The following is a 25,264-nucleotide window of genomic DNA, read 5'->3' as shown; positions in this document are numbered from 1 at the left end:
CTTAGCCCAATCCATCCCAAGTATTGTGATCGTCATCTCCAGGATTCGTAACATGTTGCGGTACAAAAAACTGATTAGGTACTTCCGCCGGCTCCAATTCCGCAAAAGTTCGTGGAAGGTATTTGCGGTGTTTGGAGCTGTATGAAACAGGTAGATCGCGAAGCGTGACGCCATGGGGATTGTCAGATGTAGTGTCTGCTTTCAATGGCAAACGCAGAGTTTCCAAATTTCGCAGCTTCTCTCCCGCCGTCGCGGAAATCTGAGCTGGCAAGGTCCGAAGTACCTCCACCGCCTCACCTTCGCGAATTCCTGTGCCGCGAGTTGCATCGTGTTTTCCGCGCATCGCGACAGGACGTGCTGGGGGACAGGAACGACGGCCGAGGAACAAGGGGTAAACTGGATTCGCCAGCGCGTCGGCGATTTTGACCACCAGTTCATCGTTTCCCGATAGCGCAGCCGTAAAACGGGCATCTGCCAAATAATAACGCCGACTGAGTGGCATCGATTCAGACTTGTCCCTTGATAGAGATACTTGAAAGTCCTCCAGGAGCACTCCGGATTGCTCGGTTCGAACTGCGAATGTGAGGGCCGCTAGATCTTCTACGCTCTCTTCTCGACTTCGTCCGAGCGCACTAGCAACAAGTCCAAGTACACCACTTTTTGTCGGTTCAGTATTGGTTGACCTGATAGTAAACCTACTGTCGTAGCCCCATGCTTGTAGCGGTCCCGCCAAAGCGAGCAGAACGCTTACCGTCATTCGGCACTTCCCAGATGAGCTAGAACCGCGTCTCGAGCAATCTCTGTTAGCCCAGGCAACGAACCACTCGTGCCTAGATCTTTCAGCGTGGCAGCCGATTTGTTTGCAGCCATTACGTAGCGTGTGGCATTTAGTCCGTACGCTTCGTCAAAGGACGACACATGCTTTGCCAATTCCTCGGCGCTCTTTTCGAGGCGAGACCCACCAAAATCCGCAGTAATCGCCTGTTCAAAAGCGCCGACCCAGCTCAACGGCTGTTCGTTGCTAAAGCTTAGAACTAAAGCGTCCGGAAGAGTTCCATGAGCAAATGTATTCTGCTTTCCTGTCGGCATTGCTCGGACAAAACTATCGATAAACTGTGCGACTGTGGCTGCCGTGACAGTTGAATCGCCTAGTGTCTTGTTCAGCGAATCAACATTAATCGTTGCGTATCGATAGAGAGTGGATGACGTAAACTCGACAGTTCCGATCATGTCCGCGCCAGCCTCATCATCGCCTCGTTTATCGTCGATTGCGGTGAAGTAGTCGAACTCCGGCGCGGCTTCATGCACACTTATTGCGTGCGCAACCTGTACTGAAGCATCTACGGAAAGTTCCTTCGCATCTGCGAGCATCCTTCCGAAAAGTGCAACATCAATCGCTTGATTGGCAGTTAGTGCGGCGATCGCATCCTTTTTGGCAGGTTTGCCTTGCGTATCGATTGCTAGCTGAGCAAGGTTCTTTGCCTGTGCAGTTCCAAGAAAGATCAGGTAGCTGCTTTCGGGGATAGGGTCTTCGATTGTTTCTGCCGGTTCGGTGTCCGAAGACTTTGAACGCTTTTTTGGTATCTCGGCTTTGATTTTTGCGGCCGCAAGAGACGACTGGGCCCAAGAGATTGCATCCGATTCATGCTCGGGTGCAAGGGTCTTGATCTGATCAGCAATTATTTTGACAACGTCTTTTGTGCGAACACCGAGCTTGTCGGAATCGAACTTTTTGCTGAAATCTGTGCGTATTGCGCGTTTCCACGACTGGCTTGAAACTCGTTGGCGGACGGTACCACCGTAGATTGCTGTTTTGGGCGAGCCAGACTCGTCCCTGTTGATGTTGTTTGGTGGCAGCGTCTGCAGGACGTGGATGTCTACAAATAGATTCTTCATGATGTGTATGGGTTTCCTTTGCGGTTGAGTTGTTAGTGACTTGAAGGTTTTAGCCGACATCCGGCAGTTCGGTTGCAACCTGGTCAATCGAGGGTTTGAAGTAGGCGAATTCACGTCCCCACCGAAGTAGTACAAACTTGTGCTGACCCGGGATAAGTAGCTGACGTAAGTCGTCCGCAAGCCTTACATGGTCAATTGGTGTTTCAGCGTCTCGTAGGATTCGGATCAATGAACCGAGATGGTGTTGGACTTCAAGGGGGGAGGAAGCCGTTGCCAGCGCATCGAACCGTCGCTTGACTGAACTTGCTGACAAGTTGTGGTCGCTTAGCTCACGAATCACACGACCAAATTTGATCCCTTGCACGTGCATAGGTTTAGACTTTTTGCCTTGTTGATGCACGGAATAGAGAGTCAGTGTAATGTGGGTGGCCCATTCTGCCGGGGTAGGATTCCTAGTTCGCCCTTGAAAGTTCTCTGGAAGTTCCGCCAACGTCAGTTCCCAGAGTTCCGGATCGGTCCCGGGTGCTTTGCCTGTGGCTTTACGCAACACTGCCAGGCTTCGTACAGCTGACGCTTCGTTGGCTAGATAGCCATTTTGTAGTCGGTGGATCTTGGCTGCGATAAACGCTGTAAACGCATCAGACATCAGTAGTCTCCTTAGAGGGGGGCAGAGCTGTTTGGGAACAGTTTATTAAGCCGAGCGTTGAAGCGTGAGCGTGCTGTATGCGCAGTAAACCAAGTCTCTTCTTTAGACTTGATGCCGAGTAAACTTCGTTGGCTCGCTTGTCGCATTAATCGGTCGGCGTGGTTTGTGAGAAGCAACCGAGCGTTTTGATTCCACTGATCACGAATGGCGTCGGTATCATCATGCGCGGATACTTTACCGAGCCAAGTCCGGAATTCTCGGTCAAAATCGAAATAAGCAGCTGTCAGCACCTGAACTTGTTCAGGTGGACGATCATTACCGCCTGCGATGAGAATATCCTTGGCCAGGTCACCCAAATCCCGGATTGCAAAATCAGTGCGTGTCGCCGCGGCAAGGGCTTCTTGCCGGTGTCCTTCCGCATGCTCGGAGAGTAGAGACGCGATGAAATTTAAACTGTCAACGTACTGCGCGTCAAATGAAGAGTTTTGAGGCCCGTAACTAAAGCCGACGAGATTTAAACTGAAGACGTAACTGTCAGCAATGGTTTGCCCAAAAATCAACTGTTCAACTTGACGCAATACCTTTGGCGTTTCATGACGTGCTCCTGTTTCTGAGGGACTTGTTGTTGGATTACCTAGTACCGCGCTCAGTCCTCTCCATGCAGCACGTGCAGGGTTGTGTTCACGTGGCATAAAAACAGGATGACCTAGCTTTTTCGCCTGGGCGGCGCTGTCGCGCCAGAGCGACAACGGCTCAAAGACATGTGAGTTTTGTGGCAATAGACGATCGCCGTTGGTCACAAGAACGCCAGTCACTTGATGGCCGTCGTGGCGCAGACGTACTCTGCGGGATTGCCACGTAAAAATATCCGAATCACCAAGTGGTTCCGGGGGGATATCGGGATCGGGTGACTGGAGGGACCTCAATTCACCGCGTGCGGGAATTGAAGTGGAAGTCGACCGTTCCCAGGCCGCCACGTCTTGATCTTCTGTTGTACCTAGTTCGGGAAGGCGCAGATTGAGCATCAGTGTCTCAAAGAGGTTCTCGCCTTCTAGATAGAATCCGCCGAGATTACCTGCCCAACCTGTGCCAATGGGAAAACCTTTGCCGTTGCTGACTCTCTCATCACCGAGTGCCCCAGGTTTGATGCCTGAGTAGTCGTAGGCTTGCAAATGGATCAACCAACGCGCAGTTTCGGGAAACGATAGGGTCCTTGTCGCGTCACCTGCGCGGGTAGTGAAATGTTGATGCCCGGCCGGAATATCCGGAATCAGCCTGCTGGGCTTGTCATAAATGTTTTTTGAGGTTTCAAGTGTAGGCGCTTGCATGAATGGCGCCACGTCATCGATCAAGTTAAAACGTCGATGGACTTCGTCACTCGCTAGATACGAATAAATTGTCTCATCGGTAAACGCGCTATTCCGCCAAAGTGCGCCCCAACTAATCAAAGGGTCTTCGACTGGACCCACAGCTTGGCGTACCACTGCCAGCAAGACACGCAGTATCGCAAAGTCAAGGGTTGGTACTTCATTGCTCATCCGGCGTATCTGATGCGCCTTGGTGAAAAGTTCACTAATTCCCACTTCAGCCAAGGTGCCGTCGAGATTTTGTACTGGAATCCAAGGGTCTTCAATTAAATTGAAAGATACCGCCCTGGGTGACTCAGTCATGGGTTGCGCCTTTCGTTGGGGGTGTAACGATCAGACCGAGTGTGCGATCGTATTTAATGTGGTGGTTCGCCAATGTTGTCTGGCAATCCTTCGAGAGGAACAAGACTAGCTGCCCCTTCAACAATGGGTTTTCCTGCCAAACTTCGAGACCTTGCGCTTCTAACTGATTTAGCGTCTCTTCCAGAGTCTTAAAATCTGATGAAAAGTTCATGGGAAGTCGAACGCTATTAAGCAAAATGCGTCGAGCGAGCCCAAAGTCATCGATTCTTGCGATTTCCGTGAGGGAAAGCTGCAGATCGTCCTGCCATGGGAGGCCCGAGATCGTTTCCTTGTCTCGGGTCATGAGCAAAACTTCGAAGGAATCTTCGATGTCACGAACGCGAGTAACAGCTTGCGCTTCCTCGCGAGCTGCAGTTGATAGATTTCTCGTTTTGGGATCCGCCGAGCGAATTGTTTCAGTTGCCTTGTCGACGAAGAGATCAACCGAAGATTTGGGTGGTGGAATAAGACCGGTTGAGGCTATTGACGCTTTCTTGGCCCGTTGATCAGCTGCTAATTTGGCCTGTTCATCGTGGTTCTTTTGCCAGGAAGAAGGATACTTCAGGTCAGGTGAGTAGGCTTCCTGCACAAGCTCCGCTGCTTGATGTGGGTGCTGGATGGCAATATCCCATGCAGATCTTTGCTCAAGAACAGCCAACGTGTTAAGCAGGGGATACTCGTCATAGATTGCCGACACAGACTTGATGATTGTTGAGTGCGGCCTGTCCCAACTCTCGACACCACGGATCCACAATTCCGGTTTATCGAACGTGCCAAGACGATTGCTACGTCGATGACGGTGCAAGCGGCCAACGCGTTGTAACAGTAGATCCATTGGTGCCAGATCGCTGATCAACAGGTCGAAGTCTATGTCTAGTGACTGTTCGAGTACTGAAGTGCCCACGATGATCTGGCGCTCGGGTCTACTGGCTCCTGAATGCTCGGGTCCGAGCATGTCGAGAATCTGTTTCTCAATCCTGAGCCGATCGGCAGTTACAAAACGTGAATGCGCGAGCACGGTCTCCTGAGGTAGTTTCGATTGCAAAAAATCAAACGTTTCTTGGGCGCGACCTACGGTATTGCAGATCACGCCGACGATTCCACCGTTTTCAATCCTTGGTGCAAGCATCTCCCAGAGGTCAGCAACGTTATCTGGAACCCTAATTGATTGGACAGGAACTGCAGCCGACTCTAAGGCGCAGTGAGTCATTGAGATGCCGCTACTTGATACTTGAGTGACGCATGGATATCCGAGCTGCGCGGGGATCATGTCGGCGATCATTTTGTCGACTACTATGCTCCGTTTGCCCTTGATTTTCTCTGGCGCAATTCGAGAGTAGTAGGCCTTGGCTAAGTCTCTCCGTTGCTGAACAGGTAATGTTGCGGACATCAGGATCACTGGGACACCATAGGATGCGAGCCATTCCAAAACGCGATGCAGGAAAGTGAACATATAGGCGTCTGCCGCGTGCACCTCGTCGATAATGACCACCTTGGAAGCCAGCCCCAAATGTCGCAAGACATAGTGCTTGGTATTCAGTGCTGCCATCAATACTTGATCGATCGTTACAACCGAAATGTTTGGTTGGAAAACTCTTTTTCGATCAGAAAAGAAGTGATGAACCAAGAATGTTGGTGACCCTGCAGCTGTGTCTTCGTCGTAAATGATGGACGAGTTGAGTAGTTGTTTTGGCAGCGCAGAGTAGCGTTCATTAAAGCGCGCTTTGCTGTGCCCCAAAGTGATTGTTGGAGTCCCTTGCCCATCAGCAGTTGCAGCATCGACCCATCCGAGAATTCGTGGCAGCATTGCATCAGTTGTGGCCATGGTGGGGAGCGCAAAAGCTACTCCGTCGAGCCCCAAATTGGCAGCGAGTTGCTCGGCCGCTGCGAGGGCCATCTCGGTTTTTCCACTGCCTGTGGGCGCTTCAAGGATATAGAGTTCGGGCGAAGTTGCCGACGAGGCCACGCGATAGAACGTTTCTTGCATTAGCGAAAGTTCTGCGTTCTCGGGAAGTTCAAAGCGAGACTTATAGTAGGAACTTGGATGCCGGGTGGGCGCGCCGAAAGTCCATGTCTCTGGCAGCCCCAGCGCGTTTTTGGCTTCCTGAAGCCTGGCAAACTGATCAGGTGCAGAATCGTGGGAACGGAGCGAGAAAATTGAGGAGTTGCTGGCAGCCCAATCTGCGAGAATCACCAGGCCAGTGAGCAATGATTGACACTGCGGAGGAATTCCAGTCGGCGAAAGTTTTTTCAATGCCGGCGAGGCTTCTGTTGCAAAAGCCCATGCGTTGAGTAGCTCGTCCTGCGACTCAATCCATTCCACTTTGCCGGGGTTTCTGCGCAGCACATTAAGGGTCCCCATCTCTGGAAACCTTCCATGATGCCCACCGGAAACCACAGAAACAGATCCCGCGTTCAGCTGAGAATATCCGTAGTTTTCTTGAAGCCAGCGTGAGATGATGGCCATTCCGTGGACCGAATGTGGCAGGATGTCTAGATCGCCACTGCGATCGCTGGCCGGGTATCCATGTTCTTCAACTTTGACATATAACGATGGCACCTTTTGCTGAAAAAATGGTGCGGCCTTTCCCACGTCATGCGATGCGGCAAGAAAGCGCGTGACATTCGATAGCTCACCATAGGTCAGTCCCATTCCATCGGTGAGTAATGCCCTAATGTTCGGGCTTGAATGCTCAAAGATTAGCTTCACGGCCGCTGCAGAATCTAAGCCGTGTAGATAAAGCGGTAGAAACAGCATTTCGGCAGGATTGTCTGGACGGTTCGTTTTTGCCCATAATTCTGGACGAACCACCGAGTGCATATCTGACAAAGGACCCCCATCCCGAATGTATCTAACTTGACCATAGCTGTGAGACCCGACACTTTGAAGTGTTTCATCAGTTGTTACGAAGAATGCTCTTATTATTGCGAGGTCCAATCCTCCAAATAAATTTCGCAAACGAAAAGCCCCGCCGTAGGCAACTGATTGTTGCCCGGCGAGGCTGGACGAAGGACAGCACGTCGAAGGGACGCCTTTCTTGCGGTGTCAGCGCGGGAAGTTACCCGGAGCCTTCCAATCCCTCCACCAGCTCCACCACGCGTTGCGCCGTGCCCCAGGAAAGGGTGACACCGGCGCCGCCGTGGCCATAAGCGGCAATGACCGGAACCGGCTGCCCGCCAACATGTTCCAGCCGGATGGTTTCTCGCGCTGGCCGCAGTCCGACCTTGTGCTCCAGGATCTGAAGTCCATCAAGCTCCGGAACCAGTGCGGTCGCACGTTTCAGGATGTCCACGGAGGTCTGTGGCTCCACCTCGCGGTTCCAATCGTTCGCGGTGTCGGTGCCGCCCACAATGATGTCGTCACGCCGCGGGATGACATAGCTGACACCTTCCGGGTGCTCGTCGTCGCACAGCCATTGGGTCAGGTTCTTGGTGTTGGCCAGTCGCACCACCTGGCCGCGGATGGGGTAGACGCCCTCGTCGTCGCCGAGCAGTTCTCCGCCCCGCAACCCGGCTGCCAGCACCACCACGTCCGCGCTGTCCTTCATTTGCGCGAGACCGGTGACCGTGCCCTTCACAAATTTCACACCCAGGTCCTGTACTTGGCGGTGCAGCCAGCCCAAATAGGTGCTCATGGTGATGATGGGCAATGTGGCCCAGACACCGGCGTGCGCGCCGGCCGGAAGCTCATGGGGCGCCGCTTCCTCGGTGCCCTGCACGATGTTTGTCCACGAGCGGTCGGCTCCGGGCCGGTGATCCACATTCAGCCCGCGGCGCAGGTCGATTCCGGTCTCTGGGCGCTGGGACAGCTGTTCAAAACGGGCGAGCGAATCGCGCAGCAGCTGATCCGCGGCGGGGGAGTTCTCCGAGTGGTAGGGAAACCAGATCGCGGCGGCAACTGAGGAGACGCACTCGGTCAGCTCCTGATCATAGGCCACGGTGACCTGATGGCCGGCGGCGGCCAGCTCGTGGGCGCAGGAGAGCCCGATGACTCCTGAACCAATCACGGTGATACGCAGTGCTGTAGTGGGCATGGGCCTTCCTTGGACGTCAGGTGAAAACAAAAAACCGATGCCGCCAACAGCAGCTGTTGGCGGCATCGGTGACTGAAAATAAATTTACAGCAAGGTGGCCGCGGCGCGGTCCACCAGCCAGCGAGTGGCGTGGGTGCCGTGCACCGCGCTGGCGGGAACGGCGGCCTCATTGACCTCGTGTTGGGCGGCGGCCAAGGCCGGAGCCTTCTCCGCCCCGGCCACCAGCAACCAAACCTCGCGGGCCGAATTGATGGTGCACATGGTCAGCGACGCCCGGTGCGGTGGCGGCTTGGGGGAGTCGTGGACCGCAATGGCTCCCAGCTCGTCGGACCTGGTGTGGTTCGGGAACAGGGAGGCTACATGCGAATCCGGGCCCATCCCGAGCATCAGCACGTCGAACGCCGGGTTGGCGGCGCCTTCCGGCGCCTCGGCCGCCAGCACCTGGGTGTAGGCGACGGCTGCGTCCTCCGCGGTGGCGAACTGGTCGGTGGAGCCCATGACATGCACGTTCTCACGTTCCAGCCCCAGCGGGTCGAGGGCCGTGAACAGCACCTCGGCCTGCAGCGCGTTGCGGTCCGGCGAGTCGGCGGCGACAAATCGCTCGTCGCCCCACCAGAAGTGCACGGCCGACCAGTCGACACTCACCTTGGCCGGATTATCGGCCACCGCCTGCAGGGCGGCGATGCCCAGCGATCCGCCGGTCACCACCACATGCGCCACACCGCGGGCGGCCAGCGCGTCGGCGATCGAGGTGATCAGCCGCGCGGCGATGCCGTGCGCGGTCGCGGCGGCATCCTCATGGATCACAATCTGCTTAGCGATCACTGGCGGGCACACTCCTCAGGTTGGTCAGTGCCAGGCCGCGGGTGATGACCTCGCCGAAGACATCGTCCGCGTCCAGGCGGCGCATCTCCTCGGCCAGGCATTCGGCCACCGAGCGGCGTGGCAGCGAGATGCGCTGCGGGGCCGAGCCCGGCAGGTACAGGTGGGCCACGGCGCCCGAGGGGCGGGACAGTTCCACGTCCCCGCCCTCGCGGGTCAGGCGCACCGAGGACAAACCGGCGGTCGACTTGTCCGCGGCAATGGTCACTGGCACCTGCAGGCACATGGTCAGCCAGGCCGCCAGCAAGGTGGTGGAAGGGGAGTTTTCCGAACCCTTCACGGTGATCCCGGTCAATCCCTCGGTTCCCACCAGGTCGATGATGCTCGCCAGCTGGGCGCGCCACAGGGTCAGCCGGGTCCATGCCAGGTCGGTGTCCCCGGCGCGGTAGGTCTCAACGCGGCTGAACAGCGCCGCGGTGGGGTCCTCCATTTCGCCCGAGTCGGTGATCCGGCGGTGGGCCAGCTGGCCCAGCGCGGTAGCCGACGGGTCGCTCGGCACACCGTGCGGCCACCAGGCCACAATGGGGGCGTCGGGCAGCAGCAACGCTGAAATCAGCGCCTCGTCGGCCACCATGTCCGGCCCGTGGGTGCGCATCACGATGACCTCGGAGGCCCCGGCGTCGCCGCCGACTCGAATCTGCACGTCCAGCCGGTTCTCGCCCTGGGCCGAGCCGCGGACCACCACGATGATGCGGCACGGATGCTCGCGGCTGGCCAGGTTGGCGGCCTCGATGGCGTTCTCCGCGAAACCTTCGCGGGTGATCACCACCAGGGTCAGCACGCGGGAGAGCGCCACCACGCCGTGGGTGCGGCGTGAGGAAAGCAGCTTCTTGGCGACCTTGTTGGTGGTGGTGTTGGGAAGATCGATCATCATGGGCGACGCCACGTCCTTCCATCCTTGGCCATCAGCTCATCGCTGCTGGCCGGGCCCCAAGAGCCCGGGGCGTAGGGGTCGGGCTGCTGCGGCTGCGCGGCCCAGTACTCCTCGAACGGATCCAGGATGCGCCAGGACTGCTCGACCTCTTCGTGGCGCGGGAAGAGCGGCGGCTCACCCAGCAACACGTCAAGGATCAGGCGTTCATAGGCCTCCGGGGAGGATTCGGTGAAGGCGTTGCCGTAACCGAAGTCCATGGTGACGTCGCGGATTTCCATCTGGGTGCCGGGCACCTTGGAGGAGAACCGAATGGTGGCGCCCTCATCTGGCTGCACCCGGATCACAAACGCGTTCTGCCCGAACTCGTCGTCGTTGTGGTCAGTGAACAGCAGGTTCGGGGCCTTCTTGAACACCACCGCAATCTCGGTCACCCGGCGGCCCAGTCGTTTGCCGGCGCGCAGGTAGAACGGCACGCCGTCCCAGCGCCGGGTGTTGATGTTCAGGCGCACCGCGGCGTAGGTTTCGGTTTTGGACTTGGGGTTGAATCCCTCTTCGTCCAAGAACCCCACCACTTCTTCGCCGCCCTGCCAGCCGGAGGTGTACTGGCCGCGGGCCGAAGCCGCCCCGAGGTCTTCGGGGAGCTTGACCGCGGCGAGGACCTTTTCCTTTTCGCTGCGCAGGTGGTCCGCGTCGAAGCTGATGGGCTCCTCCATGGCGGTCAGCGCCAGCAGTTGCAGCAGGTGGTTCTGGATGACGTCGCGGGCGGCGCCCACCCCGTCGTAGTAGCTCGCGCGGCCGCCGATGCCGATATCCTCGGCCATGGTGATCTGCACGTGATCCACGTATTTGTTGTTCCACAGCGGTTCGAACATCTGGTTGCCGAAACGCAGGGCCAACAGGTTCTGCACGGTCTCCTTGCCCAGGTAGTGGTCGATGCGGAACACCGAGTCGGCCGGAAAAACCGACTCGACGATCTCGTTCAGCTCGCGCGCGCTGGCCAAGTCGTGGCCGAACGGCTTTTCGATCACCACACGCTCCCAGCCTTCGTTGGCGTCGTTGGCCAACTTGTGCTCGGAGAGCTTCTCGCAGACCGCGTCGAACCAGCTCGGCGGGATGGAGAGGTAAAACGCGTGGTTGCGCCCGGTGGACCGGGTTTCGGCCAGCTCGTCCAGGGTGGCGGAGAGCTGCTCGTAGGCCGCGTCGTCGTCAAAGGCGCCGGAGATGAAACGCATCCCGGCGGCCAGCTGGGCGAACACCGTTTCATTAAACGGGGTGCGGGCGCTGGCCAGGATCCATTCACGGGCCTGGGCCGCGAAGTCCTGGGCGGTCCAGTCTCGCCGGCCGAAACCGACAATGGCAAAGTTAGGGGGCAGCAAACCGCGGCTGGCAAGGTCGTACACCGCCGGCATCAGTTTTTTGCGGGCTAGGTCGCCGGTGATTCCGAAGAACACCAGCGCGCCCGGACCGGCGATGCGGTTAAGCCGCCGGTCGCGGGCGTCGCGTAGTGGATTGCGCATGGGTGCTTACTTCGCCGCCTCAAGCAGGGCGGCGATGCCGGCCTGGCGGTCGGTCAGGTTCACCCGCAGCACCGGACGGTTGTGCGCGTCATCGGAGAGCACCCCGGCGTCGCCGGTTGCCTGGGCGGTGATCAGGCCGCCGAAGCTGTAGGGACGACCAGGGATTTCCAGGTCCTCGTGGTGATCCGCGGTGATCTGCAAGAACACACCCTGGGCCGGGCCGCCCTTGTGGTACTGCCCGGTTGAGTGCAGAAAGCGCGGACCCCAGCCGAAGGTGACCGGGCGGCCGGTCTTGGCCGCCAGCGCGTCGCGCAGCTCTTCGAGCTGGGCATCGCCGGTGCGGTTCAGGTAGGCCTGCACCGCCAGGTAGCCGTCGGCCGGAAGCTTGGCGGTCAGCTCATCCAGGGCATCGCCAAGGGTGCTGGCCGAGGTGCCGAACAGCTGGGCGGCGCCGTCCACGGCATCCGGAGCGGCGGCGGCCGGAGCGTCCAGCAGCGAGCGGGCGGCCACCTTGGCGGCCTCCACATCCGGCTGGTCGAACGGGCTGATGCCCAGCAGGTAGCCGGCCACGGCGGTGGCGTACTCGAAGATCATGAACGAGGTTCCCAGTGGCGCGCTGAAATGCACCGCGGTGGCTTCCTCATCGATTTCCTCGGGCAGCTGGTCGTACACGTACAGCGGCAGCACGTCGGCCGCCGGCGACACGAGCTCGGGGGCGCCAACGTGGGCTACCACCGGCAGCACACCCTTGGAATCCTTGCCGGTGGATTCGGCGATGAGCTGTTCGGCCCAGTCCCCGAAGCCCGGCAGGGCCTCGCCCACCCCGGCGATGACCAGCTTGTCGCGGCCCTTGGTGGCCATGGCGGCCCCCAGGTGCAGGGCAAGGTTGTCCTCGTCGTCCTGGGAAAGCACGTCGTGCAGCAGCCCGGCCTCTTCGACCAGCGCCTCGATGTCCGCACCGGCCAGCCCCGAAGGGACCAGGCCGAAAGCGGTCAGTGCCGAGTAGCGTCCGCCGACGTTCGGGTCGGCGTTGAAGACCGCGCGCACACCCTCGGGGTTATCCATCGGGGAACCCGGATCGGTGACCAGCACCAGGCGGGTGGCCGGATCGATGCCGGCGGCGGTGAACGCGGCACTGAAGGCACGGCGCTGCGAGTCGGTTTCCACGGTCGAACCCGACTTGGAGGCAACCACCACCACGGTGTGCTCCAGGTCCGTTTCGATCAGCGGGCGCAGCATGGCCGGATCGGTGGTGTCGCAGATGACCAGGTCGACCTCGTCATGTGCGGTGATCACCTCGGGGGCCAGCGAGGAGCCGCCCATCCCGCACAACACGATGCGGGTCAGGCCCTCGGCCACCAGCTCTTCGCGCAGCGCCAGGATGGCCGGAATCAGTTTTTCGGCGGCGTCGAACGGATTGACCCAGCCTAGGCGGATGGCGGACTCGGCCTGCGCGTGAGGGCCCCACACGGTGGGGTCCTGGGCCGCGATCCGGCTGCCGATCCGGGCCTCGATCAGGGCCGGAAGCAGCTGGTCGACGGACTTCAGGGCGTCGCCGGAGGTGACTAGACCCAGCTCCATCTACTTGGCTCCCTTCAGAGCCACCGACATGTCTTCGAGCAGTTCGTTCCAGGCGTCCTCGAACTTCTGGACACCCTCCACCTCGAGGAGGTTGACGATCTCGGTGTAGTCGATGCCCACGGCCGCCAGCTTGTCCAGCACGCGGTTGGCCGCGTCGTAGCTGCCGGCGATCGCGTTGCCGCGCACCTGGGCTTCGGCGGCGGTGGCGTCCAGGGTCTTTTCCGGCATGGTGTTCACGGTCTGCGGCGCCACCAGTTCGGTGACATACAAGGTGGATGGGTAGGCCGGGTCCTTGACGCCGGTGGAGGCCCACAGCGGGCGCTGCACGTTGGCGCCGGCGTTGGCCAGCACCTCGTAGCGTGCCGAGGCGAAGGTCTCTTCGAATACCTGGTAGGCCAGGCGGGCGTTGGCCACACCGGCCTGCCCGCGGACCGCGGCGGCCGCATCGGTGCCCAGGGTGTCCAGGCGCTTGTCGATTTCGGTGTCGACACGCGAGACGAAGAAGGATGCCACCGAGTGGATCTTGGACAGGTCAAGGCCCTTGGCGTGGGCCTTCTCCAGGCCGATCAGGTAGGCGTTGATGACCTCGCGGTAACGCTCCAGCGAGAAGATCAGGGTGACGTTGACGCTGATGCCCTCCGCGATGGTCTCGCTGATGGCTTCCAGGCCCTCAAGGGTTGCCGGGATCTTGATCAGCACGTTCTCGCGGTCGACCCGCTGGTACAGGGCCTTGGCCTGGGCGATGGTCGGGGCGGTCTGGTGCGCCAGGCGGGGATCCACCTCGATGGAGACACGGCCGTCGAAACCGTTGCTGGTCTCGTAGATGCTCTTGAACAGGTCGCAGGCGGCGGCGACGTCGTCGCTGGTGATCTCGGTGATCGCGTCTTCCACGGAGTTGTGGCGCTGGGCGGCGATGGCCTCGCCGTAAACCTCGGCGTTGGACAGCGCCGCGGCGAAGATCGACGGGTTGGTGGTCACACCAACAACGTTCTTTTCCTCGATCAGGGCAGCGAGTGATCCACTGGTCAGTCGTTCACGCGAAAGGTCATCGAGCCAGATGGATACGCCGGCGTCGGTGAGTGCCTGGGTGTTTGGGTTGCTCATGATGTGTACTTGAGTTCCTTACTTTGCGGCGTTCTGAATGGAGGTTTCGGCGGCGGCCACCACGGCCGCGGTGGTGATTCCGAACTCCGAGTAGAGCTTTTTGTAATCGGCGGAGGCGCCGAAGTGGTCAAGCGAGATAATCTCGCCGTGGGCGCCAACCAGCTCGCGCCAGCCCTGGGCCACACCGGCTTCAACCGACACGCGGGCGGTGATAGAAGCGGGCAGGACCTCTTCACGGTAGGCGGCGTCCTGCTTGGCGAACCATTCGTGGCTCGGAAGCGAGACAACACGCGCGGCGATGCCCTTGGCGGCGAGCTCTTCGCGAGCCTCGACGGCCAGCTCGACCTCGGAACCGGTGCCGATGAGGATGACATCCGGGGTGACCTCTGCGCCGTCGCGGACCGCCTCGGCCAGGATGTAGCCGCCCTTCAGGGTGCCGGCGGCGTCGCGGAAACCGGCTGCCGAACGGTCGTAGATCGGCAGGTTCTGGCGCGAAAGCACGATGCCCGACGGGGTGCCCGTCAGTTCCAGCATGCCGCGCCAGGCGTAGGCCACCTCGTTGGCGTCCGCCGGGCGGATCACGTCGAAGTTCGGGATCACGCGCAGCGAGGCGAGCTGTTCCACCGGCTGGTGGGTTGGACCGTCTTCGCCGAGCCCAATCGAGTCATGGGTCCACACGAAGATCGAAGGCACACCCATCAACGCGGCCAAGCGGATGGCCGGACGCTGGTAGTCCGAGAAGATCAGGAAGGTGCCGGAGAAGGCGCGGGTCGGGCTGGAAAGCACAATGCCGTTAACAATGGAGGCGGCGGCGTGCTCGCGGATACCGAAGTGCAGGACCCGGCCGTAAGGGTTGGCGGTCCAGGAATCGGTGGAGCGGTGCTGGGGCGCGAAGGACTTGGCGGTGTCGATGGTGGTGTTGTTCGACCCTGCCAGGTCGGCCGAGCCGCCCCAGAGTTCCGGAAGCTCATCGGCGATCGCGTTGATGACCTTGCCCGAAGCTGCACGGGTGGCCATGGTGGAGCCCGGTTCGAAAACCGGAAGCTTCTCGGTCCAGCCCTCGGGCAGCTTGCCCGATTCCAGGCGTTCAAGCAGCGCGGCGTTCTGCGGGTTGGCTGCCTTCCATGCCTCGAACTCGGTGTTCCAGGCTTCGTGGGCGGCGGCGCCGCGGGTGATGGTTTCGCGTGCGTGAGCCAGCACCTCGTCCTCGATGGCGAAGTTCTGCTCTGGATCGAAGCCCAGGGCCTTCTTCAGGCCGGCAACTTCCTCGCCGCCGAGCTTGGAACCGTGGATTCCACCGGTGTTCTGCTTGGTTGGCGAAGGCCAGCCGATAACGGTGCGCAGCGAGATGATCGATGGGCGGCCGGTTTCGGCCTTGGCGGCGCGAACTGCGGCGTCAAGGGCGGCGACGTCTTCCACGTATTCACCGGTTTCGGTCCAGTCCACGCGCTGGGTGTGCCAGCCGTAGGCGGCGTAGCGGCCCAGGACGTCTTCGGTGAAGGCGATGTCGGTGTCGTTTTCAATGGAGATCTTGTTGTCATCGTAGATCACAACGAGATTGCCGAGTTCCTGATGTCCGGCCAGCGAGGAAGCCTCGGAAGTGACACCCTCCTGCAGGTCTCCGTCGGAGGCGATGACATACACGGTGTGGTCGAACGGGCTGGTGCCCGCCGGTGCTTCTGGATCCAGCAGGCCGCGCATGCGGCGCTGGGAGTAGGCGAAACCAACGGCGGAAGCCAGGCCCTGACCCAGCGGTCCGGTGGTGATCTCGACGCCGGCGGTGTGGCCGAACTCCGGGTGGCCCGGGGTCTGTGCGCCCCAGGTGCGAAGCGCTGCAATGTCTTCCATTTCCAGGCCGTAGCCGGAAAGGAAGAGCTGCAGGTACAAGGTCAGCGAGGTGTGGCCGGGGGACAGGATGAAGCGGTCGCGGCCGATCCAGTTCGGGTCCTTGGGATCGTGGCGCAGGTGCTTCTGGAAAATCAGATAAGCAGCTGGGGCCAAGCTGATGGCGGTGCCAGGGTGGCCATTGCCAACCTTCTCAACGGCATCTGCTGCCAGGACACGAGTGGTGTCAATGGCTTTACGGTCCAACTCGGTAAGTGAGAACTCTTCTACTAAGGATTCAGTCGCCACTGCGGCGTTCCTTCCATTCAGACTTGGACGGGAGAAAAACTCCCGATGACACGCAATACGCCGTCGCTCCGATGTACCCGATGTTCGAGCTTCATGGGTTCATTGGTCGCGACGGCGCAATCAGGGTCAACTCTATCGCGAAACACCCAATTGGTGCGTGGGTTAAGCAACATGACTTCCAAAGATTTACGCCTTCTTTGCTGTGGGCGGAACGTCTGCCGCGTTTTTCGATACGACACCGTGGGTTAACAACGGCTTCACATCTGGGGTCGCAACCGGGCATAAAACTTCGATCGAAATGCTCAGCGGAGTGCAACGTATCTTCGGGGAAACGAACTGCCACACGACCCGGTTACGGTTCAATGAACATTCACCAAGACGGTCGCATTACAAAAATTGAAGATTGTAATAAAATCCATAACAAGTATTATTCGTTGTATAGAGCGATCGAACTGTCGCCTGATTCGTTGGCGTGCGGTGGCGCCCCAGGGTTGCTTCGCGTCTACCCGTCCACCTTTTGCCTGCAACTGCGTTCGAAGAATCATGGGTTTGAAAATACAAAGATGGCGCTCCTGACTGACTGGTTGCCGACTGGTTGTCGAGCGTTCAGGGATGGTGCGTCTCATTCAGTGTGCGCGGATATCTCAATCTGACTTCATTACTTGCTGGAGTGTGATTGACATGTTTTTGGGGCGGCGAAAGGGGTGTCATGTTGACTGAAATCACCACGTTTTAATCGAATCCTTGATAGGGAGGAGTTTCATTCGATTTCTATCCGTCGTAGAATGATTGAGTCTGTCCTTGTACCCTGTGAAGAACTGAGTGCGTTTAATTGAAGACTCAAAGTGTCGCCGACTATTCAGTGCCGCGCGCATCGCGTCAGCCTGAAGAGTCCACCGGCGACTTTCTGAAGCGCAAGGCCGGTGCCTACCTCGCACTGACCAAACCTCGCGTGATCGAGTTGCTGTTGGTGAGCACCCTTCCTACCATGATCTTTGCCCAGCGTGGCTTCCCGCCGGTCTGGCTGATGGTTTCAACCATTGTCGGCGGTGCGATGGCCGCTGGCGCTTCGGGCGCATTCAATTGCTACATCGATCGCGACATGGACAAGCTCATGAAGCGCACCAAGGGGCGTCCGCTGGTCACCGGCGACCTCACGCCCAAGGAAGCGCTGATTTTCTCGTGGACATTGGCAATCGCCTCTCTCGTCGTGCTTTGGGTTGGCACCAATCCGCTGACCACTGCCCTGGGGCTCGCAGCGATCTTGCTTTACGTGGTTCTGTACACCATGATTCTCAAACGCCGCACTGCTCAGAACATCGTCTGGGGCGGTATTGCCGGATGTATGCCGGTGCTCATCGCCTGGGCCGCGGTCACCGAGACCATTGAATGGCCTGCAATCATCCTGTTCCTCGTGATCTTCTTGTGGACGCCGCCGCATTACTGGCCGTTGTCCATGAAGTACGCCGATGACTACAACGCGGCGTCGGTGCCGATGCTCGGAGCCATCGCCAATGCTCGCCGCGTGTCGGTGCAGGTTGTGCTCTACGCCTGGGCTACCGCGGTTTGCTCGTTGCTGCTGGTTCCCCTGGGCCACGCGGGAATCGTGTACACCGCAATTGCCGGTGGGGCTGGCGCGTGGTTTGTCTACGAATCGCACGTTCTCTACCGCGAGGCGCAGAGCGATCACAAACCTGCCGAGGTCAACCGCAAGGCCATGAAGGTCTTCCACATCTCGATCACCTACCTCTCGATTGTGTTCTTGGCCTTGGCCATCGACCCATTTGTGGGAAGCCCGCTCTTCGGCTAAGAGGCAAAAAATTTCACAAAATATCCGGTACCGAATCATTTGATTAGGTACCGGATATTTTTTGCGCGAAAACGCTGAGGATGATGGTTGCGGGGAGTCTTGGCCAAGACCTGTACGTGCGGTGTGCTCGTAACACTAGGCAGTGTAGCTTCTTCTGATCTGCCAACCAGATCAGGGGCGGCGACATTGATTGAGGGAAAAACGCATGACGGATCGCGCCGATCGTGGCTGGGCAATGAAGGTTTCCGCCGCTCTGGGGGCAGCTCCGAGTCCACGCTGTGCACCTGAGGAGGTCGTTTCACGCTGAGCGTCTCTAGCTGCCCTAGAACGCCGTTGCGTGGCTCGGTGGCAGTATTACGGTTCAGATTTGTATGCGGAATCTTGTGCGTGAGCGCAGGGCGGGCCTGCCTGCTTTCCAAGGGATATCAGTAAGTGTCAACGATTTGCGGCTCAACTGTTGGTTTCTGATGGTAGCTAGCTCAGTGATCAAACCGGTGATCGCCCATCAGAGCTGTTGGCTGCCTGCGGAACGGCACTTCGGCTGGTGCTGACCTCCGAAGGCCGCATGCCAGGTGGGAGAAGCGACGCAATCAAAAATGGCTCTCAACCGTTGAGGTTGAGAGCCATTTTGAGCTGAGCGAATACTGGGAGGTTAGTCCTGTTCCACCCGCACGGATTTTGGCATCAGATAAGCCCGATCCCACACGTTGGTGGCGGCCACCATCAGCAGGCTGGCGCCGAGCATGTGCAGCAACACCAGTGGCACCGGCAGGCCATGCAGGTGCTGGGTGTACCCGATGGCACCCTGGATGAGGATGACAACAACGAGCCACCAGCCGGCGCTACGGAGCTTTGGATTGTTGGTCGTCCGGTAGGCCAGGATCATGAATGCGATCGTAGCCAGCATCAACAAGTACACCGGACCGGTGTGCAGGGGAGTCACGATGCGCGGATCAAACATGTGGCGCGGCGCTTCGGCGTCACCGGCGTGCGGGCCGGTACCGGTAACGATGGTGCCCATGATGATGGCGATGCTAGACAAGATCAGGATGAGGAAACCGAGCTGGGAGATGGTTTTGCTGGTCGCCGGTGCCACGTCGCGTTTCAGTTCGCGCCGGGTTCGATTCACCAACACCGTAGCAAGGGCGACCAAGGTGGCAGAAAGCAAGAAGTGCAATGAAACAACCCATGGGTTGAGTTTGCTCCAGACCGTAATTCCGCCAATCACACCTTGGCCGGGAATGCCGATCAGCAGGACCAGCCCGAGTTTGTACAAGGTGGTATGGGTCTTGCGCATGTTCCAGACGGAAAGCAGGAATGCGACGGCAATGATCAGCAGCACAAAAGTGAGCAGACGATTGCCGAACTCAATCAGACCGTGGATACCCATTTCCGGAACTGGGGTCATGGAACCCGGGACGCAGTTCGGCCATTGCGAGCAGCCCAGACCTGATTTTGTCAGGCGCACTGCACCGCCGGTGACAATGATGCCAACCTGGGAGATCAATGATGCGATCGCCAGGCCATGAACAAGGCGGGTGACCTTGGTCGGCAGCTTATCGGCCCAGCTCGTGGCGGCTAGGTCTGAAGACATGAAAATCATCCCTTTTGCGTGGTGTGTGTGGTTAGTTCCATTTGAACTTCTTGATGGCCGCAAACGAGCCTGCAACAGCCCACAGCACCAGGAAGATCAGTCCGGGAATGTTGAAGCGCCCATTGATCAGAGCATCGCGCATAGCGTCGCCCAGGGCCGCAGAGGGTAGTGCGCTCAGGGTGGGCTGCAGCCATTCTGGAGCCATGCTCAGCGGGTAGAGGACCCCGCCTGCGCCGGCAAGCAGGATCCAGGCGAGGTTGGTGATCGCCAACGTGGCCTCGGGGCGGACCGTACCGGCAATCAAGAGACCCAAGGACGTGAAGGCAGCGGCGCCCAAGAGCAAAAAGATGATGCCTGGAATGATGCCCCATGGGTTCGGATGCCAGCCCATGAGAAGCGCAGTCACGGTGATCAAGACAACCTGAATGAGCAGCACGGTGAGAACCGCGATGACCTTGCCGAAAATCAGTCCGGTTTTGCCCAACGGGGTGGTGGAGAACATTCTCAGCACCCCGTATCGACGGTCGAAGCCGGTGCCGATTCCCTGCCCGGTAAACGCGGTGGAAATGACACACAGGGCCAAGACGCCGGGAACCGCGGCGTCGATTGACCGCTCAGCAATATCGGAAATCAGATCCGTAAAGGTCAAAACAAACAGGGCGATCATCGGCATGACAACTGCCAAGATCAGTTGCTCGCCGTTGCTGAGCATCTGGATGGATTCGTACTTGCCCTGAATCAAGATGCGCTTGAGCGGGGAAACTGCGTTGGACTCGGTGCTCACCTGGGTCATGCCGGTTCCTCCTTCTGGGCAAATTCAAGGAAGACGTCTTCCAAGCTGCGCGACTGCAAGTTTAGTTGTGTTGGCAAGATCGATTCCCGAGCCCACCAGCTGGTGAGCCAGTTGAGGTGTTCGGGGGAGGTGACCCCATCCAAGCGGTATTGTCCGGCCGAGGTCTCTGAAAGATAGAGGCCCAAAGGGGGCTGGGGCAGTGCCAGTCCCGCGGTAGCGCTGAATGATACCGGCCGGGCGTCGTGGCCTTCTTCGGCTCGGGCGATGAGTTCAGAGACCGTGCCTTGGGCGACGGTACAACCCTTGTCGATGATGTAGACGTAGTCGCTCAGGCGCTGAGCATCATCCATGAGGTGGGTTGTAAGAACTATGGCCTTCCCGGCGTCGCGGAGTTCCGAAATGAGGTCGAAAACGACCTGCCGGGACTGCGGATCAAGCCCGGCGCTTGGCTCATCGAGGAACAATACTTCGGGGTCGCCGGCAAGCGCCAAGGCGAGTGCTACACGCTGCTTTTGACCACCGGAAAGGCGACGAATTGTGCGCGAGCCAAAGGATCTCAGGTCGAGGCGTTCAATCAACGCCTCGATGTCTACGGGCCGTCGATAAAGCGACGCAACGTGGCGCAAAAGCGGCACCGGCCGCATAGACGGCGGCAGGCCACCGTCCTGAAGCATGACCCCTACCCGGGCACGCAAGTCAGGTTTGTCCCCATAGGGGTCCTGGCCTAACAACTCGATAGAGCCACCTTCTGGGCGCATCAGACCTTGGGCGCAGGCCAAGGTCGTTGATTTGCCGGCGCCATTGGAGCCCAACAGGGTGGTGATTTGGCCTGGATAGGCCTTGAGGGAGACCGATTCTAGGACTCGCAGCATGCGATTATCCAAGGCCGGGACTGGACCTAAATCTTTTGCCAGCTCATTGATGACGAGGCTGGGGGTTACAGAAGACACCAGAACATTCTACGTCATGTCGAAGTCTCCAGCTTGAGTGGTTGATCACCAACACTCGAATTGTTCGGCTCCACGCGAGAGAATTGAAGTTGTCCGAAGCAGATCAAAAACCGCGTGATTTCTAGGCAGGAAAGCCCGTCCTTAGTAAGTCCTTCCTTACTAGACTGATCGCGAAAATATACGCATGATTGTGTTGTGTATTCATCTAATTCAAACTCAGTGAGTAGCCCGACCAGCGCCGTTGCAGGCGCTGCGGGTGATACGGAGGAACGCACGCGCGACCGGGTCCTGAGCGCAGTTCTCGAAGATGGGCCGGTCAGTGCGGCAGAGCTTGGAAACAAGCTTGGCTTCACACCCGCGGCGGTCCGCCGTCATCTTGACGCCCTGTCCAAGGCGGGGCTAGTTGAAGTAAAACTTGTCGCCAACCAAAAGGCTGGTGCTGGTCGACCGTCCCGCAGGTACGTGCTTTCGCACCGCGGGCAGGCCAAGCTCGGCAATGACTACTTGGAAATCGCCACCGACGCACTCAAGGTGCTCGGTGAGGCTGCCGGCGAAGATGCAATTCGCAAGTTCGCCCGCGATCGTTTTGCGGCAATGGAGAACCGCTACGCCAGGGCACTTGCCGGTGTGGAAGGTTTGGAAGCCAGGGCCGATGTACTGAGCGAACTGCTCAGTGCAGATGGCTTTGTTGGGTATACCCGCAAGGTCGATACCAAAGTGGCTACGGCCTTGATGCATAGTGTTCAACTGTGCCAGGGTCACTGCCCGATACAAGATTTGGCACGGGAGTTTCCGGTGTTTTGCGACATGGAAACCGAAATGTTCGCCCGTCTGATCGGGGTTGATGTGCGTAGGCTTTCAACCTTGGCCGGCGGCGGGCACGTGTGCACGACCCACATCCCAGTGGGTCGCGAAAAGGCGCCAATGCGCGTCGAGAAGAGAACTCGAATTCAGTTCACGAAGCAGGAGAGGCCGCGATGACGGATCAGATTGCACAGGAGTCTGCAGACCCAGGTGTAATTTCCGAGATTCTGGAAAAGAACCCTGAACTCCAGGGAATCGGTAATTACGAATACGGTTGGGCCGACAAGAACGATGCCGGAGCCAATGCGCGCCGCGGTGTCGACAAGGATGTTGTGGCAAACATCTCCGCTCTGAAGAACGAGCCGGAATGGATGCTGAACCTTCGCCAGAAGGCATTGAAGTACTTCGACCGCAAACCAATGCCAACCTGGGGTCCAGACCTCTCGGGTATTGATTTCGACAACATCAAGTACTTCGTGCGTTCCACCGAGAAGCAGGCAACCAGCTGGGACGACCTGCCCGAGGACATCAAGAACACGTACGACAAGCTGGGTATCCCGGAGGCTGAGAAGCAGCGTCTGGTTTCCGGTGTTGCCGCGCAGTACGAGTCCGAGGTGGTTTACCACCAGCTGCGTGAAGACCTCGAAGCCCAGGGTGTCATCTTCTTGGACACCGACACCGGCTTGAAGGAACACGAGGACATCTTCAAGGAGTACTTCGGTTCGGTCATCCCGGCAGGCGACAACAAGTTCGCGTCGCTGAACACCGCAACCTGGTCCGGCGGCTCTTTCGTGTACGTGCCCAAGGGTGTCCACGTAGAAATCCCGCTGCAGGCCTACTTCCGCATTAACACGGAGAACATGGGTCAGTTCGAACGCACCTTGATCATCGCCGATGAAGGTTCCTACGTTCACTACATCGAGGGTTGCACCGCCCCGATCTACCAGTCGGACTCGCTGCACTCGGCCGTTGTCGAGATCGTTGTGAAGAAGAACGCCCGCGTTCGCTACACCACGATCCAGAACTGGTCCAACAACGTGTACAACCTGGTGACCAAGCGTGCCGTCTGCGAAGAGGGTGCAACCATGGAGTGGGTCGATGGCAACATCGGTTCCAAGGTCACCATGAAGTACCCGGCCGTCTACCTGGTTGGCGAGCACGCCAAGGGTGAGACCCTGTCCATCGCCTTCGCCGGCGAGGGCCAGCACCAGGACACCGGTTCAAAGATGGTTCACATCGCGCCAAACACCTCCAGCGCCATTGTGGCCAAGTCGGTGGCCCGCAACGGCGGCCGTTCGGCGTACCGCGGCCTGGTTCAGGTGCAGGAAGGTGCCAAGGGCACCAAGAACTCGGTTGTGTGCGACGCGTTGCTGGTCGACCAGATTTCGCGTTCAGACACCTACCCGTACATCGACGTCCGCGAGGACGACGTGACCATGGGCCACGAGGCAACCGTTTCGCGTGTGTCCGAGGAGCAGCTGTTCTACCTGCAGTCCCGCGGCCTGGCCGAGGACGAGGCCATGGCGATGATCGTGCGCGGCTTTGTCGAGCCGATCGCTCGCGAGCTGCCCATGGAATACGCCCTGGAACTGAACCGCCTTATTGAACTTCAGATGGAAGGATCGGTCGGCTAAGAATGTCGGAGACCACCACCCATATCCCGGAAGAGAAGTCGCGCATCGGCGCCCCATCGATCCCCGGTTTCACCGAAGAAGGCGAGAACCTTTCGCCAATCAACAGCAACGACGACGCACCCCTGGGTGGAGCTTCGTCCAAGGCGCATAGCCACGGTGGCGGAGTCGGAGTTCCTGATTCCTCCCGTGCTGGCCGTCTGACCAGCTACAACGTGGATGACTTCGCCAAGCTGACCGGCCGCGAAGAAGACTGGCGCTTCACCCCGCTCAAGCGCCTGAAGGGCCTGCACTCGGAGGCTCTGACCGGGGCTGCGCCAAAGGTTGAGCTGACCGGTAGCGATACCGTGAAGCTGACCGAGGTTGCCCCTGGCGACGTGCTCAACGGCATTGCCCACACCCCGGATGACCGGGTCTCGGCCAACGGCTGGAAGTACGCTTCCACCTCCCAGGTTGTGACCATCGCCAAGGGTGCCGAGGCTGCCAAGGCAACCTTGCGCATCACCGGCGAGTCCTTGGATGCGGCCGCTCAGCACATCATCGTGGTTGCCGAGGAGAACTCCGAAGCCACCATCGTGCTTGACCACGTCGGCTCGGCAGTGTTGGCGCAGAACGTCGAATTCGATGTTCGCGCCGACGCTCGACTGACCGTGATCTCCCTGCAGGCCTGGAACGACGACGCTGTTCACGCCTCCTCGCAGCAGGCGCTGGTTGCCAAGGGCGCTTCGTTCAAGCACGTGGCTGTTAGCTTCGGTGGCGACCTGGTGCGTGTGAGCCCCTCGGCTCGCTTCACCGGCGAACGCGCCGAAATCGAGCTGTACGGTCTGTACTTCGCAGACGCCGGCCAGCACCTTGAGCACCGCTTGTTTGTTGACCACGCGGTGGCCAACTGCAAGTCCAACGTGCTGTACAAGGGTGCCTTGCAGGGCAAGGATGCTCACACCGTATGGGTTGGCGACGTGCTGATCCAGAAGGCAGCCGTAGGTACCGACTCGTACGAGGCGAACCGCAACCTGGTTCTCACCGATGGCGCCCGCGCCGATTCGGTGCCGAACCTGGAAATCGAAACCGGCCTGATCGATGGTGCGGGACACGCATCAACCACCGGCCGTTTCGATGACGAGCACCTGTTCTACCTGATGGCCCGCGGTATCGATGAGAAGACCGCACGCCGCCTGGTGGTCCGTGGCTTCCTGAACGAAATCGTGCAGCAGATCGGCGACGAGGCTCTGCAGGATCGTTTGACCGAGACCATTGAATCGGAACTGGCCGCGACTGACAACTAGTCAGCACCTGTCTTCATCAG

General features: G+C 59.1%; 19 protein-coding genes. 4 read left to right on the top strand and 15 right to left on the bottom strand.

The window, feature by feature from the left end; all coding sequences use genetic code 11:
• Window position 1: 1 nt before the first annotated feature.
• The 12 genes from cas5e to tkt all read right to left on the bottom strand — a co-directional run bounded on the left by cas5e (window position 2) and on the right by tkt (window position 16,376).
• Window positions 2–757 (bottom strand): type I-E CRISPR-associated protein Cas5/CasD, encoded by a 756-nt coding sequence (cas5e, locus tag ACIOWL_RS15825; protein ID WP_400387156.1) that lies wholly within the window; start codon window positions 755–757, stop codon window positions 2–4.
• Window positions 754–1,896, bottom strand: a complete 1,143-nt coding sequence (gene cas7e / locus ACIOWL_RS15820) for a type I-E CRISPR-associated protein Cas7/Cse4/CasC (protein ID WP_400387153.1) — start codon at window positions 1,894–1,896, stop codon at window positions 754–756. The genes cas5e and cas7e overlap by 4 nt, the downstream gene beginning before the upstream one ends.
• A gap of 49 nt (window positions 1,897–1,945) precedes the next feature.
• Complete coding sequence (casB, locus tag ACIOWL_RS15815) at window positions 1,946–2,542, bottom strand: type I-E CRISPR-associated protein Cse2/CasB (protein WP_400387150.1); 597 nt, start codon at window positions 2,540–2,542, stop codon at window positions 1,946–1,948.
• Between the two features lie 11 nt (window positions 2,543–2,553).
• Window positions 2,554–4,212 carry a type I-E CRISPR-associated protein Cse1/CasA gene (casA, locus tag ACIOWL_RS15810; RefSeq protein WP_400387147.1) on the bottom strand — a complete coding sequence of 553 codons (1,659 nt, stop codon included), beginning with the start codon at window positions 4,210–4,212 and terminating at the stop codon, window positions 2,554–2,556.
• Window positions 4,205–7,072 carry a CRISPR-associated helicase Cas3' gene (gene cas3, locus ACIOWL_RS15805; protein WP_400387486.1) on the bottom strand — a complete coding sequence of 956 codons (2,868 nt, stop codon included), beginning with the start codon at window positions 7,070–7,072 and terminating at the stop codon, window positions 4,205–4,207. Before cas3 ends, casA begins: the two co-directional genes overlap by 8 nt.
• Window positions 7,073–7,310: 238 nt before the next feature.
• Window positions 7,311–8,285: an NAD(P)/FAD-dependent oxidoreductase gene (locus ACIOWL_RS15800; protein WP_400387144.1), complete on the bottom strand. Its 975-nt coding sequence runs from the start codon at window positions 8,283–8,285 to the stop codon at window positions 7,311–7,313.
• Between the two features lie 84 nt (window positions 8,286–8,369).
• Entirely contained in the window at window positions 8,370–9,110 is a 741-nt protein-coding gene (gene pgl, locus ACIOWL_RS15795) for a 6-phosphogluconolactonase (RefSeq protein WP_400387142.1), read from the bottom strand.
• Window positions 9,100–10,041, bottom strand: coding sequence for a glucose-6-phosphate dehydrogenase assembly protein OpcA (locus ACIOWL_RS15790; RefSeq protein ID WP_400387139.1), 942 nt, complete (start codon window positions 10,039–10,041; stop codon window positions 9,100–9,102). The genes pgl and ACIOWL_RS15790 overlap by 11 nt, the downstream gene beginning before the upstream one ends.
• Window positions 10,038–11,558, bottom strand: a complete 1,521-nt coding sequence (gene zwf, locus ACIOWL_RS15785; RefSeq protein WP_400387136.1) for a glucose-6-phosphate dehydrogenase — start codon at window positions 11,556–11,558, stop codon at window positions 10,038–10,040. The genes ACIOWL_RS15790 and zwf overlap by 4 nt, the downstream gene beginning before the upstream one ends.
• A gap of 6 nt (window positions 11,559–11,564) precedes the next feature.
• Window positions 11,565–13,139: a glucose-6-phosphate isomerase gene (locus ACIOWL_RS15780; RefSeq protein ID WP_400387133.1), complete on the bottom strand. Its 1,575-nt coding sequence runs from the start codon at window positions 13,137–13,139 to the stop codon at window positions 11,565–11,567.
• Window positions 13,140–14,243 (bottom strand): transaldolase, encoded by a 1,104-nt coding sequence (tal, locus tag ACIOWL_RS15775; RefSeq protein WP_400387130.1) that lies wholly within the window; start codon window positions 14,241–14,243, stop codon window positions 13,140–13,142. It lies immediately after the preceding gene.
• Between the two features lie 18 nt (window positions 14,244–14,261).
• Window positions 14,262–16,376 carry a transketolase gene (gene tkt, locus ACIOWL_RS15770; protein ID WP_400387127.1) on the bottom strand — a complete coding sequence of 705 codons (2,115 nt, stop codon included), beginning with the start codon at window positions 16,374–16,376 and terminating at the stop codon, window positions 14,262–14,264.
• 862 nt (window positions 16,377–17,238) lie between these two features.
• On the opposite strand from tkt, the gene ACIOWL_RS15765 reads away from it, so the two are divergent.
• On the top strand, window positions 17,239–18,186 hold the full coding sequence (locus tag ACIOWL_RS15765) for a heme o synthase (protein WP_400387483.1): 948 nt from the start codon (window positions 17,239–17,241) through the stop codon (window positions 18,184–18,186).
• A 652-nt stretch (window positions 18,187–18,838) separates the two neighbouring features.
• On the opposite strand, the gene ACIOWL_RS15760 is transcribed toward ACIOWL_RS15765, so the two are convergent.
• The 3 genes from ACIOWL_RS15760 to ACIOWL_RS15750 are packed head-to-tail and all read right to left on the bottom strand — an operon-like array spanning window position 18,839 to window position 21,526.
• Complete coding sequence (locus ACIOWL_RS15760) at window positions 18,839–19,780, bottom strand: heme A synthase (RefSeq protein WP_400387124.1); 942 nt, start codon at window positions 19,778–19,780, stop codon at window positions 18,839–18,841.
• Window positions 19,781–19,811: 31 nt separating this feature from the next.
• Window positions 19,812–20,573 (bottom strand): ABC transporter permease, encoded by a 762-nt coding sequence (locus ACIOWL_RS15755; protein ID WP_400387121.1) that lies wholly within the window; start codon window positions 20,571–20,573, stop codon window positions 19,812–19,814.
• A complete protein-coding gene (locus ACIOWL_RS15750; RefSeq protein WP_400387480.1) occupies window positions 20,570–21,526 on the bottom strand; it encodes an ABC transporter ATP-binding protein in 957 nt (318 codons plus the stop codon). Before ACIOWL_RS15750 ends, ACIOWL_RS15755 begins: the two co-directional genes overlap by 4 nt.
• Before the next feature lie 216 nt (window positions 21,527–21,742).
• Here ACIOWL_RS15750 and ACIOWL_RS15745 point away from each other — a divergent pair, with 216 nt between their 5' ends.
• Genes ACIOWL_RS15745 through sufD form a run of 3 tightly spaced genes read left to right on the top strand, consistent with a single transcriptional unit; the run spans window position 21,743 to window position 25,244 of the window.
• Window positions 21,743–22,504, top strand: coding sequence for a helix-turn-helix transcriptional regulator (locus ACIOWL_RS15745; protein WP_400387119.1), 762 nt, complete (start codon window positions 21,743–21,745; stop codon window positions 22,502–22,504).
• On the top strand, window positions 22,501–23,961 hold the full coding sequence (sufB, locus tag ACIOWL_RS15740) for a Fe-S cluster assembly protein SufB (protein WP_400387116.1): 1,461 nt from the start codon (window positions 22,501–22,503) through the stop codon (window positions 23,959–23,961). Before ACIOWL_RS15745 ends, sufB begins: the two co-directional genes overlap by 4 nt.
• Window positions 23,962–23,963: 2 nt before the next feature.
• Entirely contained in the window at window positions 23,964–25,244 is a 1,281-nt protein-coding gene (gene sufD, locus ACIOWL_RS15735; protein ID WP_400387113.1) for a Fe-S cluster assembly protein SufD, read from the top strand.
• The last annotated feature ends 20 nt before the right edge of the window (window positions 25,245–25,264 follow it).

The organism is Glutamicibacter sp. NPDC087344 (assembly GCF_044744225.1).
In the GTDB taxonomy this organism is placed as follows: domain Bacteria; phylum Actinomycetota; class Actinomycetes; order Actinomycetales; family Micrococcaceae; genus Glutamicibacter.
Note: the sequence above shows the minus strand (reverse complement) of the source record. Positions and strands in the feature narration are given on the sequence as shown.

Excerpts from the sequence above, each read along its gene's own strand:
- cas5e (WP_400387156.1), bottom strand. The coding sequence starts at position 757 with ATGACGGTAAGCGTTCTGCTCGCTTTGGCGGGACCGCTACAAGCATGG.
- cas7e (WP_400387153.1), bottom strand. The coding sequence starts at position 1,896 with ATGAAGAATCTATTTGTAGACATCCACGTCCTGCAGACGCTGCCACCA.
- casB (WP_400387150.1), bottom strand. The coding sequence starts at position 2,542 with ATGTCTGATGCGTTTACAGCGTTTATCGCAGCCAAGATCCACCGACTA.
- casA (WP_400387147.1), bottom strand. The coding sequence starts at position 4,212 with ATGACTGAGTCACCCAGGGCGGTATCTTTCAATTTAATTGAAGACCCT.
- cas3 (WP_400387486.1), bottom strand. The coding sequence starts at position 7,072 with ATGCACTCGGTGGTTCGTCCAGAATTATGGGCAAAAACGAACCGTCCA.
- ACIOWL_RS15800 (WP_400387144.1), bottom strand. The coding sequence starts at position 8,285 with ATGCCCACTACAGCACTGCGTATCACCGTGATTGGTTCAGGAGTCATC.
- ACIOWL_RS15790 (WP_400387139.1), bottom strand. The coding sequence starts at position 10,041 with ATGATGATCGATCTTCCCAACACCACCACCAACAAGGTCGCCAAGAAG.
- zwf (WP_400387136.1), bottom strand. The coding sequence starts at position 11,558 with ATGCGCAATCCACTACGCGACGCCCGCGACCGGCGGCTTAACCGCATC.
- ACIOWL_RS15780 (WP_400387133.1), bottom strand. The coding sequence starts at position 13,139 with ATGGAGCTGGGTCTAGTCACCTCCGGCGACGCCCTGAAGTCCGTCGAC.
- tal (WP_400387130.1), bottom strand. The coding sequence starts at position 14,243 with ATGAGCAACCCAAACACCCAGGCACTCACCGACGCCGGCGTATCCATC.
- ACIOWL_RS15760 (WP_400387124.1), bottom strand. The coding sequence starts at position 19,780 with ATGTCTTCAGACCTAGCCGCCACGAGCTGGGCCGATAAGCTGCCGACC.
- ACIOWL_RS15755 (WP_400387121.1), bottom strand. The coding sequence starts at position 20,573 with ATGACCCAGGTGAGCACCGAGTCCAACGCAGTTTCCCCGCTCAAGCGC.
- sufB (WP_400387116.1), top strand. The coding sequence starts at position 22,501 with ATGACGGATCAGATTGCACAGGAGTCTGCAGACCCAGGTGTAATTTCC.
- sufD (WP_400387113.1), top strand. The coding sequence starts at position 23,964 with ATGTCGGAGACCACCACCCATATCCCGGAAGAGAAGTCGCGCATCGGC.